Source organism: Microbacterium sp. NPDC076768, from assembly GCF_040687205.1.
GTDB lineage: Bacteria > Actinomycetota > Actinomycetes > Actinomycetales > Microbacteriaceae > Microbacterium.
Map to the genome: position 1 here is coordinate 216,265 of NZ_JBFBMU010000003.1, position 12,383 is coordinate 228,647.

Consider the following 12,383-nt stretch of genomic DNA (forward strand, 5'->3'; position numbering starts at 1 on the left):
GGTCTACTAACAAACATGTCCGTATCGGGTGAACCGCGTTCCGCATCGTCTTCAGAGCATGCGGGCGCGAATACGCATGCCTTCGGCCCAGGCCGACACCTGCGCTCACGGTCCAAAGTTCTTCCCGAGCAGGCACGCGGACACAACCGCGCTCTTGTGCTGCAGACGCTCTATCACGCGGGGGCGATGAGCCGCGCCGACCTGTCTCGCGAGACGGGCCTCACCCGGGTCACCATCTCAGATCTGGTCGCGGAGTTCATTGCCGATGGCATCGTCATCGAGATGGGCGTGCGCGAGGCCGTCGGTCCGGGGAAGCCGCCCATCCTGATCGACATCGATCGCGCGGGCCATCAGATTGTGGGGCTCGACCTCTCCGGCCCCAACGCCTTCACAGGGGCAGTGCTCAGCCTCGATGGCGACGTGATCGAGCGGCGAGAGATTGCACGCCCGGTATCTCCCGATGGTGAGGCGGCGTACGCCGCGTTGCGCCAGCTTGCAGAGCAGCTCGTGGCTGCAGCCACTCGTCCAGTGCTGGGCGTGGGAATCGGAAGCCCCGGTGTTGTGCGCCCCGACGGTGTCGTGCTGAGTTCTCCGAACCTCGGATGGACGAACTTTCGCCTCGAAGCAAAACTGGGCGTCGATCTAGACCTGCCGGTGCTCGCGCGCAACGACGCGAACGCTGCTGTGCTTGCCGAATACACCTTTGGCGAGGCCAAAGCAGACTTCATGCTGATCAAGATCGAACGCGGCGTGGGCGCAGGCCTCATCACCGGCAGCCAGCCGCTGCTGGGGAGCCGCTTCGCCGCCGGAGAGATCGGTCACGTCGTTGTCGGCACCGACGGCGGTCCGCGCTGCGCATGCGGCAAAGACGGATGCCTCGAAGCCTGGCTCAGCGTGACCAGACTCCGCGAAGCGATCGACGCTGACCCCACGGCAAAAGACGAGATTCTTCGCGATGCGGGAACACGGATGGCCATCGCGATTGCGCCGATCGTGGCCGCACTCGATCTCTCAGAGGTCGTGCTCTCCGGTCCAGCAGACCTGCTTGACGGCGCCCTGATCGACGCGGCGATCGACACGCTTCATGCACGCACGCTCGAGGGCGTCTTCGAAGACGTTGTTGTGCGATTGACACACCAAGAAGACATCGTTCTGCGCGGAGCGGCTGTGATGGTGCTCTCCGGACAGCTAGGAGTGTCGTGAGCGACATCTCTTGCACTGTCGGCGCCATGCGGAGCGGTATCTGATGACGAATATCAGTCTGGCCGACCCTTCAGGTCGGCCGATTCGCGTCGGCCTGGATGTCGGCGGCACCAAGATCGATGCGGTGGCGGTCGACGCGTCTGGACGCATCATCGGCCGACTTCGCCGTCCCACAGGGTGGGGCGATGACGCGGTCGTGGAGAGCATCGTGCTGGCTGTCGCTGCGCTCGCTGACGAAAACAGTTTTGCGATATCCGAGGTCGGCTCTGTCGGAGTGGGGATCCCAGGACTCGTCGATGCGGGAGCAGGCAGAGTCGATCACGCTGTGAACCTCGGGGTGGAGTCGCTGGATCTCGCCGCCCGCTCCGAAGAGGTCCTTGGAGTGCAGTTTCGGGTCGAGAACGACGTCAAGGCTGCTGCCCTTGGCGCCGCAGCGCTCAACGGCGTCGCAGGGTCGATGGCCTATCTGAATCTCGGGACGGGCGTTGCCGCTGGCATCGTCATTGACGGACAGATCTGGCGCGGATCTCGCGGAACGGCCGGCGAGGTGGGCCACCTCTCGGTTGATCCGCGTGGCCGCCTGTGTGGGTGCGGGCAGCATGGCTGCATCGAAACATTCTGCGGCGGCGGTGCCCTCACGAAGGCCTGGGGGCGGCCAGGGGCTCTTCCCATCAAAGATCTATTCGATGCGGCAGACGCGGGTGACCCTCTCGCGCTCTCGCTCCGCAACGATCTGTACCACGGTGCCGCTGCCGCCGTACGAGCACTTGTGCTCTCGGCTGATGTGGAGACTGTCGTTATCGGCGGCGGACTCACAGCGCTCGGCGAGCGACTGGAAAACGGCGTTCGTGCTGCGCTGCGTGCCGGGGCAGAGGCATCGCCGTTCATGCGTTCGCTTCGCCTGGATGAGAGAATTGAACTACTCCCGGCGGGGTCTCCCGCTGCGGCTTTCGGCGCCGCACTTGTCGGCGCATCCATCACCGAGAAGGAGATCGTTTCGCATGGCTGAGGTTGTCATCGTCAAAAATGCCGAGGCCGCTGGCGCGTTGGTCGCTACAGAAATCCTTGAGCTGATCGAACGTCGTCCAGACGCCGTTCTTGGCCTTGCTACCGGCTCCACGCCGTTGCCTGTCTATCAAGCACTGCGCACGACACTCGCGGGCCATGACGTATCCCAGGTGCGCGGCTTTGCGCTCGACGAGTACGTCGGCATCGACCCAGCGCACCCCGAAAGCTACAGGTCTGTGATCACCCGCGAAGTGGTGGAGCCGCTGGGACTCGATCCGCAGCGGATTCATGTTCCGAACGGCGCTCAGGCGACGATTCAGCATGCGGGTGACGACTATGAGAAGGCCATCGAGGGTGCAGGCGGTGTGGATCTGCAGATTCTCGGAATCGGCACGGATGGACACATCGGCTTCAATGAGCCTGGATCGTCGTTTGCGTCTCGCACGCGCGTAAAGACGCTCACCGAGCAGACCCGTGAAGACAACGCGCGCTTCTTCGACACCATCGATGACGTGCCAATGCACTGCATCACGCAGGGGCTCGGCACCATCTTGAAGGCACGCCACCTTGTGCTCCTCGCATTCGGTGAAGGCAAGGCCGAAGCCGTCGCCGCCGCGGTCGAAGGCCCGCTCACGGCGCTTCTGCCCGGATCTGCTATTCAGCTGCACCCGCATGCGACGATCGTGGTCGATGAAGCGGCGGCCTCGCGCCTCACGCTTAGCGATTACTACCGCTACACGTTTGCGAACAAGCCAGCATGGCAGGGCATTTAGGCAAGCTCTCGCGCCTGATTTAGGCCGATTGCGTACCCCACGCAAGCGGCAACAAGTGCTCGGTGCTCAGCGGTGCCAGCGGCAAAGTCGCAAGATCAGCGGCAGTGATCCAACGCAGTTCAGCGATCTCTGCCTGAACAGCGACGCCTACTGGATCGATGGTGACGGCAAAAGCTGCAGCGACCACCCGGTGCCCAGGTTCGTTGGCCGCCGCGGAAACAAAGGTGCCCAGCGGTGCGAGATCTGACTCCTCGAGGACGAGTCCTAGCTCCTCGTGTAGTTCGCGGATCAATGTCTGGGCAGCGGACTCGCCTGGCTCCGGCTTGCCGCCTGGTTGCATGAACCGGGTGGTTCCGCGCTTGCGAACGACAAGCACGCGGCGTTCTTCGTCGACGATCACCGCCGCACTCACATGGATATCAGGCACCAGTGACGAACACCTTTCCGGGGTTCATGAGGCCGAGGGGGTCGAACACAGCCGCGATCTGACGTTGGAGCTGCCACTGGTCGTCGCCCAACTCGTCTGCGAGCCAGCGCCTTTTCAAGACGCCGATGCCGTGCTCGCCGGTCAGCGTGCCGCCCAGAAGAATCGCGGCGCGGAAAAGCTCATCTGCCGCGGCCCACACGTGATCTGGGGTCTCTGGGCCCTCAAAGATGAAGTTCGGGTGCAGGTTTCCGTCTCCCGCATGCGCCACTGTAGGGATCGTGAGTCCGTACGCCGATTCAATGCGGGCGATCTCGTCGAACATCGCTGGCATTGCGCTCCGTGGCACAGAGACGTCTTCGATGAGCGTTGTTCCGAGCGAGGCCATCGCCGCGTGCATCGAGCGTCGAATCGCGAGCAGACGATCCCCCTCTTCGCGGTCGTGGGAGACGGTGGTCACTCCGTCGTGCGTGCGGAGTATCGCCGCGATGGCATCTGCCTCCGCCGCAGCCGCTGGGCCGTCGGTCTGAATTGTCAGCTGCGCGGCACCTGGCGCGGGAACCGGCAAAGAAAGAAGCGCGTGCACGGCGGAGAGGCTGGCAGCATCCATCAGCTCCATGATCGCTGGTTGCACGCCGGCAGCAGTCACCGCCGCTGCGGCAGCAGCAGCGCTTCGTACTCCAGGAAAAACGGCGGTAACAGTGCAGGTCTCACCCTGCACGAGCCTGCGGAGCTTGAGAGTGGCACCCACGACAACGCCGAGTGTCCCTTCGGAACCAATCACGAGAGCGGTGAGATCAAGGCCAGTGACGCCTTTGACGCTGCGATGACCGAGATGCATCAGTCGTCCATCCGCGAGCACAAGGTCGACCCCCAGGACGGCGTCGCGCACGACGCCGTACTTCGCACACAGCAGACCGCCCGCTCCGGTGGCGATGTTGCCGCCGACGGTTGAGATGTCGCGGCTGGCGGGGTCCGGCGCCCACCACAGGCCGTGCGTGGCGAGCTCTCTGTTGAGATCGGCGTTCAGAATGCCCGGCTCCACCACGGCAAGGAGATCGTCGGAGCTCACCTCGTGGATAGCGGTCATCCGGGCAAGCGACAGCACGATTTCGCCGGTGCCCGCGTTTGCGGCGCCTGCGAGGCCGGTGCCTGCGCCGCGCACAACCACAGGTGTGCGGGTGGCGGTGGCGATGCGCATCGTTTCCTGGACATGCTCGACGCTCTCTGCGTGCACAACGGCGAGCGGTGTGCCCTCAGCGGCGTGACCAGAGCGATCGGCTCTTGCGACTTCAAGCGAATCGTCACTTACATCGACGATCGGTCCTAAGGACTCGCGCAGGAGTGACAACACCTTCATCGGCGCACTCATCATGAAGCTCTCACGATGAATCGCTTAGGACAGTGCGCGTCGGCCGCTGAGCACCCCGGCGACGACGGCGACGAGCGCGAACGCAGTACCGATCAGCGCCTGTCCCATCGACCACCAGGCGATAGTGACACCGACGTAGATCATGAGTTCAACGACGGCGCGAAGAAAAGGGTGCACCCGGAGTACAGGTCGTGGTGACAAAAACAGTGCCCAAATGAGGATGACGACGACCGGAGCGCCGATGCCGACAACAATGCTCCACGGGGTATCCCAGCTTGCGAAGCCCCACAGGGCGAGCGAAGCCACCGCCGCGATCAGCACGACAGCGCGCACGATATCGAGGGCAGAGAAAGCGGGGCGGTCGACGCCGGGAACAGGAGCGGAATCCGAAGTCATGGATTCAGTCTATTCGGCGGTTTCTGCGCCTTCCGCCGACTCGAGAACAACTGGCTCTGGTGCTGCGGAACGAGCTGCCTCTTCGACGGGTACTTCTTCAAGAATCTCATCCTCGCCCGGCGGGGTCTCGCCGGGCGGGGGAGTGTCGTCGGTCGCCGGTGTTGCATCGTCCGCAGGTGGAGCGACGTCCTCCGGCGGCGTGATGTCCTCTGGAGACGTGCCGTCCTCGGGAGATGTGCCGTCCTCGGGTGCTGTGCCGTCACCTGGGGGTGGAACGTCCGGGAGGCCGGAGTCGATGGGTAGCTCGCCGAGTCCGCCCTCGGGAGCAATCTCGTAGAGCGTCGTCTCCACCGACGGGCCAACGCCGGAATCGAGCAAGTATTGGATGATGACGCCGACAAACTGTGCGCTCGCCTGCTGGGGTTCGCTCACCTCGAAAACAATCACTCCGGTCCCGGCTGCATCGAGCACGACGCTACCGCCGCTTACATAGCTTCTGCCGAAGTCGAAGACGTCCTGGATCAGCACCTCGACGGTGCTTCCTGCGACACCTTCGACCGGCATGGTGTAGATGTAAAGAGCGTCGAGGCCGACCGGCGGCTCGACGGTCGCTTGCGACCAGCCGGGAGGGTCAGTGGGCACTACCGGCTCTGGATCCGGCTCTGGTTCGGGCTCGGGCTCTGGCTCCACGGGTGTGGTGGGCGCGACAGGAACAGCGGGCGCGACCGGTGCTGTCTGCGGCGGCGTCACATTCGGAGCGGCCTGCTCGGCAATCGGCGCAGGAGCAACCTCTTCGACGGGAGGAGCAGGTACGACCTCGGGCTCCTTGATGGGAGCCTCGACGGCGACAGGCTCATCTTCCTTCATCGCCTCATCCGGACCTACCTCGGCGGCGATCGCCGAAGAATCTTCACTTGCGGCGCTGGCGAGGGAGGCCGCAGACTCTGCGCCTACGAGGCCGGGAACAATCGCCGCTGCGGCGACGACACCCGCGACGACCAGTGCGGCAGAGCCAACACCTACGAGGGCGCCGATACCTGTGAAAACTCCCCCTGATGCGGCGGCGCCGCCCGCTCCGCCTGCTGCGCCACCGGCGGATCCGCCAGCGCCAGCACCGGAACCAGCACCGGAGCTAGCACCAGATCCTGCGCCGCTGCCCGCGCCGCCACCGGCGACGGTGAGGCTCGTCGCAGCGCTTCCTGCGCCCATGTCTCCGCCAGCGAAGACAGCGCCGGGAATGCTGGAAGAACCTCCCGCAAGTGCAACGATCGGTGCGCCGGAACCCTGCAGTGCGGCGATGTAGCCCGAAGCGCCAGTGACGCCGAGTACCAGAGGCAGCAGCACCATCGCGAGACGCATCGACACGTCTTTTGCTTCGGCTGCGACGATGATGCACCGTGCACAGTCTTCGAGGTGTAGCTCAAGTCGCTTGTGGTCTCGGGTGCTGAGGTTGCCGCGCGAATACGCACCCAGGTGTTCAATCGACCACTGGCAATCTGAGCCTTCTCCTGCGCTTCGCAGATGCGCCTGAATCCAGGATTCGCGCAGACCCTCTCGGGCACGGAAAGCCAACTGCGACACCGCTCCGGCCTTCATCCCGAGAAGCGGGCCGACTTCTTGCGGCTTCATCTGTTCGATCTCGGTGTACCACAGCACTTCTTGCCAACGGGTGGGCAGGCTACGGAATGCCTGCGCCGTCAGGCTGCGGTCGAGAGCTTCGCTCGTGGCCTGGTCTGTGGTCTCTGGGTCTGCCACCGTGTCGAGTTCGTCGATGGCTGTTTCACGACGCGCACGCCCCCACCCAGCTGCGGTGTTGCGGATGCTGGTGAACAGGTAGGCGCGGAAGGAACCGTTCGGCCCGCCGCCTTTGAGGATCGCCTGGTAGATGCGGGTGTACGACTCTTGCACCAGGTCATCCGGGTCGATCGAAGAAGTGATCGACCGGGCGACGGTGAGTCCAGAGGGATAGTGCCGTCGCCAGAGCTCACCGAACGCCTCCGTGTCGCCGGAGCGGGTGCGGAGGATTAGGTCGGCATCGCCGATCAGTTCTTCGTGAGTCGTGTTCTCTTCTTGCACAATCATCCATCTGTCGTGGGGCGTTCATACGCCTTCACATGAAGAGACGCATCTAATCGCCTCTCATCACGCGGATATTCGATTCTCTCGCGAATCTCCCAGGTAAACCACCCTCCCCGCGGAACTCCAAGCCGATACCCGGGTTCAAGTGGGGTGGCACCGAGTGTATCCGGGGGCGCATGAGGATCTTCTGAAAAGTTTTTTGGGAAGTTGCGTAATAAATCCCGTGGCGCATCGTCTCATCCCATAGAGACAGCCGTACGAATTCCACCGGGGGGCGGAATTCAGGCGCTGGTGCGGGGGGTATCTGCACCGGCCGGGTGGGTCTGGAGCCTCGGGGGAGGAATACCAGACCCGCCCAGTCTCAAGAGGGGAAAAGAGGCCGCCGGTCTGGGGAGCGGCGGCCTCCCACACTTTCGATCTGGGGAGATCGAGGAAATTTCGAGAAGTTTTCGGAAGTTGCGTAATGAATCGGGATGAGCATCGTCTCATCCCATAGAGACAGCCGTACGAATTCCGCCGGGGGGCGGAGTTCAGGCGCTGGTGCGGGGGGTATCTGCACCGGTTGGGTGGGTCTGGAGCGCCTGGGGAGGAGTACCAGGCCCATCTGTTTCACGAGGGGAATGAGGCCGCCGGTCTGGGGAACGGCGGCCTCCCACCCTCAGCAACTGAACGACTGGAGAGCGCAGAGCTGCGCGTCGCGCGCCTTGTTGTTGCTTAGGGGAGCAACCGTGGGCCTGACCATACGCGCGCGACGTGCAGTTTCGAATCCAGGAGCACGGCGTCACCGAGCATGCCTGGTCGCAGGCTGCCCAGAGTGGCGTTGCGGCCGATCGCCCGCGCCGGTGTTTCCGTAAGAGCGCGCACCGCCTCAGGGAGGTCGGCACCCGCGGCTACGGCACGTTGCAGCGCAACGTCTTGGGTGAGTGTGGAACCGGCGATGGATCCGGTGTCGTCAGCTCTCGCCACACCGTTGTCTACCGTCACGCTCACCGTGCCGAGGTCGTAGTGCCCATCGGCGCTGCCTGCGGCCGCCATCGCATCGGTGATGAGGGCGACACGGCCAGGAGCCGAATCGAACACCAGCTTGATGACGTGCGGATCGAGGTGCACATTGTCGGCGATAGCTTCCAGCACGACGCGATGATCTGCGGCGGCGGCCAGCACCGGCCCCGGCGCTCTGTGGTGGATTCCTGGCATCGCATTGAACGCATGGGTCAAGATCGATGCGCCGGCTTCGAACGCAGAGACTGCCGTCTGCGCATCCGCGTCCGTGTGGCCGACGGCGGCCGCGCAGCCGGCGGCGACGATCTGCCGAATAGCGTCGAGGCCGCCGGGGAGCTCTGGCGCGATCGTTACCTGGCGGATTGTGCCGCGCCCTGCTTCCAGCAAGAAGGCGACGTCGGCCGCGACAGGATGGCGGAGCAGCGACAGCTCGTGCGCCCCATGATGGCCGGGGTCAAGGAACGGGCCCTCGAGGTGCGAACCGAGGATGTCGGGGTCCGTCTCTGTCAGGTCGGCAATAACCGCGACGTTGCGGGCCAAAGAATCAAGAGATGCCGTCACCAACGAGATCACCGCGCGGGTAGTTCCGTGCGCTCTGTGCAGCTCTCGACCGGTACGGATCGCATCGACGCCGTCATCAAACGCCGCTCCTGCGCCGCCATGCCCGTGAATGTCGATGAAGCCGGGGGTGAGGATCGCTCCAGCTCCGGCAGTCTGCGCGGCGTCGACGACGGTATCTGCGGGCAGCCAACCTGATCCGGTTCCACGATCGGCAACCGTGCCGTTTTCGATGCGCACCCAGCCGTTCTCCACCACTTCGCCGCAATCAATGATTCTGGCGGAGTGAATAACCAGCGAACCGGTCACAGAGGAATGGGTGCTCAAAGTGCGCTCCAGGAGATCTCGTCTGCAGGGTAGAAGTCGACACCCTCAGCTTTCCACAGAGGAGCGAGCGAGCCGAGCCGTACGCGGAATGACTCCCAGCTGCGCTGTGGTGCTTCCCGCGGCGACCACGCCACTTCGGCCTGGGCCGCAGCGCGTGGAAAGACAAGCTGTTCCACATCGGCAAACGTGCGAGTGGTTTCCGACCATAGTGGGGCCTCAATGCCAAGAATCGCTGCCTCAGGGACGTCGAGCACGGCTGTTGGCTCCCACTCGTAAGCGGACCGAACATCGATAGTCCCTGCCCACGTGAGGCCGAGCGGAAAGCTGTCGTCGTACTTCATGTCGAGGTAGGTGGCGTTTGCTGCCGACATGATCAGTGCACCGCCGCGCTCGACGAAATGAGCGGCCTCCGCGGCATGCGAGCCACCGGGAGTCGTCATGCCCCAGTACTGTCCGACGGTGCCTTCAGCGATGAGAGGAGCCGCGCCCATCTCGTGCCAGGCGACGGGCACCTTGCCTGCTTCGACGACGATCGCCGTTGCTCGCTCGGCGAACAGATCGAAGTCGGACGGCGATGTGCCCAACGACTCGTCGCCGCCGATGTGGATATACGGCCCCGGGGTCATCTCGGCGAGTTCGCGCACCACATCACGCACGAAATCGTAGGTGCGCGCTTCATGAATACGCACGCTGGAATGTCCAACGCCCCAGCCGGTGTACGGCTCGCCTGCAACCGGAAGTTGCTGACCAAGGCGGGCAGATTCTGCCACCAGGCTGTCGTTCAGCACCGGGGGCTCGACCAGTTCGGGATACGCCACACCGATCGCGTGCGTGTGACCAGGCAGATCGATCTCTGGAATGACGACCATGTGGCGGGAGGAGGCGTACGCGACGATCTCCTGGTAGTCCGCTTTCGTGTAGAAGCCGCCAGCGTCTCCGCTGGCGGCTGTCGCTGCAGCGCGTTCCGTCAGCAGCGGCCAGGAGTCGATGTGCACGCGCCAGCCCTGATCGTCGCTGAGGTGAAGATGCAGATGGTTGAACTTGAGTGCGCTCGTGCTGTCGATGAAACTCTTGACCTCATCGACTCCGAAGAAATGCCGCGCTACGTCGAGCATCACGCCGCGTCGAGCGAAACGCGGGGCGTCTTCGATGTGAGCGGTGAGAAGCGACCATCCTGAATCGTCTGGGCGCAGCAGCTGCAAGAGCGTGTGGGTGCCGTAGAAGAGGCCAGCCTCGTCCGCGCCGACGATGAGGGCGCGGTCATTGACGGTGAGGACGTATCCCTCTGGTGCGGCAACAGAGGAGTCAATCCGCAGTTCAATCTCGGTGGCTTTGGTCGGCGTGCGCGCACCCGCTTCTGTACTGATTGCAGCTTCGGGGGACAGGCGCATGCCAGTGCGGCGCGCGACAGCCTCGACGAAGACGGTTGTCGCGGCGGAAGGGCCAGAGACGCGGGTCGCTGCAGTGATCGGCATTCGCCCTTCGCCTGCCGTTGCCGATGCGGGCAGGGGCACGAGTGGAAGCGCATGAGGAAGGACCATGAACAAAACCTACCGGTCCTGCCGGCTCGACGGTATGAGATTGTAGAGACGAGTTGGTCCGCCGGAGCAATTCGTCCCTTCGTGCGGGGGCTCGTATCCGCTATGCTCGTAAGCGTCGCGACTGGCGTCTGGGTGGACTACCACCGGGGAGCGACTGACCACGGAATTCGACCGCGCGCCTGGGCCGATTGGAACACCCCTTTCGAATCCGTAGTCAGAGGAGCATGTCACTATGACCGACCGTTACTTCAACGCCCCGCTTTCCGAGGTTGACCCGGAGATTGCCGACGTTCTTGACCGTGAGCTGAAGCGTCAGCAGACGTTCCTCGAGATGATCGCGTCTGAGAACTTCGTCCCTGTCTCGGTGCTGCAGTCGCAGGGATCCGTTCTCACCAACAAGTACGCCGAGGGATACCCCGGCCGTCGTTACTACGGCGGCTGCGAAGAGGTTGACGTCGCAGAGTCGCTCGCGATCGAGCGGGCGAAGAGCCTGTTCGGTGCCGAGTTCGCGAACGTTCAGCCGCACTCCGGTGCGTCGGCAAACGCCGCAGTACTGCACGCGATTGCGCGTCCTGGCGACAAGCTTCTCGGTCTTTCGCTCGACCACGGTGGTCACCTCACCCACGGCATGAAGATCAACTTCTCCGGGCGGCTGTACGACATCGTCGCTTACGGGGTTGACCCTGAGACCTCGACCATCGATATGGCGGAGGTGCGTCGACTTGCTGTCGAGCACAGGCCGAAGGTCATCATCGCTGGCTGGTCGGCGTATCCGCGCACGATGGACTTTGCGGCTTTCCGGGCAATCGCTGATGAGGTCGGAGCGCTGCTCTGGGTAGACATGGCACACTTCGCTGGCCTCGTTGCCGCGGGGCTGCACCCGAACCCGGTGCCTCACGCTCATGTGGTTTCTTCGACGGTGCACAAGACGATCGGTGGTCCCCGTTCGGGCTTCATCCTCACCAACGATGCCGATATCGCGAAGAAGATCAACACCGCTGTGTTCCCTGGGCAGCAGGGTGGACCGCTCATGCATGTGATTGCGGCGAAGGCGACAGCGTTCAAGCTCGCGGGTACTCCCGAGTTCAAGGAGCGTCAGGAGCGAGTGCTGCGCGGAGCTGCACTGCTCGCAGAGCGCCTGTCACAGCAGGATGTCAAGGACGCCGGTATTGCGGTGCGCTCTGGTGGCACCGATGTGCACCTGGTGCTGGTTGATCTGCGTGACGCCGAGATCGATGGCAAGCAGGCAGAGGATCTCCTGCACGATATCCACATCACGGTGAACCGCAACGCAGTGCCGAACGACCCTCGCCCGCCGATGGTCACCTCCGGTCTGCGCATTGGTACGCCGGCTCTCGCTACACGCGGCTTTGGCGATGCCGAGTTCACCGAGGTGGCTGACATCATCGCCCTCGCCCTTCTCCCCGGCGCTGACGCAGCGGCGCTGCGCACCCGCGTAGACTCCCTCGCCGCCGCCTTCCCCCTCTACCCCCACCTCCAGCAGTAACCCCCCCACCCCCCCCACACCCCCGCACCCCCCGCACCCCCCACCCACACCTCCGCCGAGTGCACGGGTTCGTGCCGAGTGCACGGCTTGTTCACGTGAATAAGCCGTGCACTCGCACCCAAGGCGTGCACTCGGCGACGGGGGAGAGGGGGAGAGGGCGGGGGAGTTCAGACGTTGAGGAGAGGAAAGAAGA

10 protein-coding genes and 1 riboswitch are annotated in these 12,383 nt (G+C 64.0%); of the genes, 4 read left to right on the forward strand and 6 right to left on the reverse strand.

The genetic code is table 11. The features are described 5' to 3' along the window. Nucleotides 1-15 precede the first annotated feature (15 nt). The 3 genes from AB0O87_RS13210 to nagB are packed head-to-tail and all read left to right on the forward strand — an operon-like array spanning nt 16 to nt 2,984. A complete protein-coding gene (locus AB0O87_RS13210) occupies nt 16-1,203 on the forward strand; it encodes an ROK family transcriptional regulator (protein WP_363516829.1) in 1,188 nt (395 codons plus the stop codon). A gap of 43 nt (nt 1,204-1,246) precedes the next feature. Continuing rightward, complete coding sequence (locus AB0O87_RS13215) at nt 1,247-2,212, forward strand: ROK family protein (RefSeq protein ID WP_363516832.1); 966 nt, start codon at nt 1,247-1,249, stop codon at nt 2,210-2,212. Then, nucleotides 2,205-2,984 carry a glucosamine-6-phosphate deaminase gene (nagB, locus tag AB0O87_RS13220; protein WP_363516835.1) on the forward strand — a complete coding sequence of 260 codons (780 nt, stop codon included), beginning with the start codon at nt 2,205-2,207 and terminating at the stop codon, nt 2,982-2,984. Before AB0O87_RS13215 ends, nagB begins: the two co-directional genes overlap by 8 nt. Before the next feature lie 19 nt (nt 2,985-3,003). Here the strand turns inward: nagB and AB0O87_RS13225 are convergent, their stop codons facing one another. The 6 genes from AB0O87_RS13225 to AB0O87_RS13250 form a co-directional block, all read right to left on the reverse strand. After that, nucleotides 3,004-3,411 carry an NUDIX domain-containing protein gene (locus AB0O87_RS13225; protein WP_363516838.1) on the reverse strand — a complete coding sequence of 136 codons (408 nt, stop codon included), beginning with the start codon at nt 3,409-3,411 and terminating at the stop codon, nt 3,004-3,006. Then, a complete protein-coding gene (locus AB0O87_RS13230) occupies nt 3,404-4,768 on the reverse strand; it encodes an FAD-linked oxidase C-terminal domain-containing protein (RefSeq protein ID WP_363516841.1) in 1,365 nt (454 codons plus the stop codon). The genes AB0O87_RS13225 and AB0O87_RS13230 overlap by 8 nt, the downstream gene beginning before the upstream one ends. Nucleotides 4,769-4,804: 36 nt before the next feature. After that, on the reverse strand, nt 4,805-5,176 hold the full coding sequence (locus AB0O87_RS13235) for a YrdB family protein (RefSeq protein WP_363516844.1): 372 nt from the start codon (nt 5,174-5,176) through the stop codon (nt 4,805-4,807). Between the two features lie 9 nt (nt 5,177-5,185). After that, nucleotides 5,186-7,258, reverse strand: coding sequence for a sigma-70 family RNA polymerase sigma factor (locus AB0O87_RS13240; RefSeq protein ID WP_363516847.1), 2,073 nt, complete (start codon nt 7,256-7,258; stop codon nt 5,186-5,188). A gap of 711 nt (nt 7,259-7,969) precedes the next feature. Continuing rightward, nucleotides 7,970-9,142 (reverse strand): amidohydrolase family protein, encoded by a 1,173-nt coding sequence (locus AB0O87_RS13245; RefSeq protein WP_363516850.1) that lies wholly within the window; start codon nt 9,140-9,142, stop codon nt 7,970-7,972. Continuing rightward, nucleotides 9,139-10,683, reverse strand: coding sequence for a family 20 glycosylhydrolase (locus AB0O87_RS13250; protein WP_363516854.1), 1,545 nt, complete (start codon nt 10,681-10,683; stop codon nt 9,139-9,141). The genes AB0O87_RS13245 and AB0O87_RS13250 overlap by 4 nt, the downstream gene beginning before the upstream one ends. 107 nt (nt 10,684-10,790) lie before the next feature. Beyond that, nucleotides 10,791-10,875, forward strand: a riboswitch (ZMP/ZTP riboswitch). A 40-nt stretch (nt 10,876-10,915) separates the two neighbouring features. Here AB0O87_RS13250 and glyA point away from each other — a divergent pair. Continuing rightward, nucleotides 10,916-12,190, forward strand: coding sequence for a serine hydroxymethyltransferase (gene glyA / locus AB0O87_RS13255; protein WP_363516857.1), 1,275 nt, complete (start codon nt 10,916-10,918; stop codon nt 12,188-12,190). Nucleotides 12,191-12,383 lie beyond the last annotated feature (193 nt).

Coding starts and splice junctions, on each gene's coding strand:
- AB0O87_RS13210 (WP_363516829.1), top strand. CDS start 16: ATGTCCGTATCGGGTGAACCGCGTTCCGCATCGTCTTCAGAGCATGCG.
- AB0O87_RS13215 (WP_363516832.1), top strand. CDS start 1,247: ATGACGAATATCAGTCTGGCCGACCCTTCAGGTCGGCCGATTCGCGTC.
- nagB (WP_363516835.1), top strand. CDS start 2,205: ATGGCTGAGGTTGTCATCGTCAAAAATGCCGAGGCCGCTGGCGCGTTG.
- AB0O87_RS13230 (WP_363516841.1), bottom strand. CDS start 4,768: ATGAAGGTGTTGTCACTCCTGCGCGAGTCCTTAGGACCGATCGTCGAT.
- AB0O87_RS13235 (WP_363516844.1), bottom strand. CDS start 5,176: ATGACTTCGGATTCCGCTCCTGTTCCCGGCGTCGACCGCCCCGCTTTC.
- AB0O87_RS13240 (WP_363516847.1), bottom strand. CDS start 7,258: ATGATTGTGCAAGAAGAGAACACGACTCACGAAGAACTGATCGGCGAT.
- AB0O87_RS13250 (WP_363516854.1), bottom strand. CDS start 10,683: ATGGTCCTTCCTCATGCGCTTCCACTCGTGCCCCTGCCCGCATCGGCA.
- glyA (WP_363516857.1), top strand. CDS start 10,916: ATGACCGACCGTTACTTCAACGCCCCGCTTTCCGAGGTTGACCCGGAG.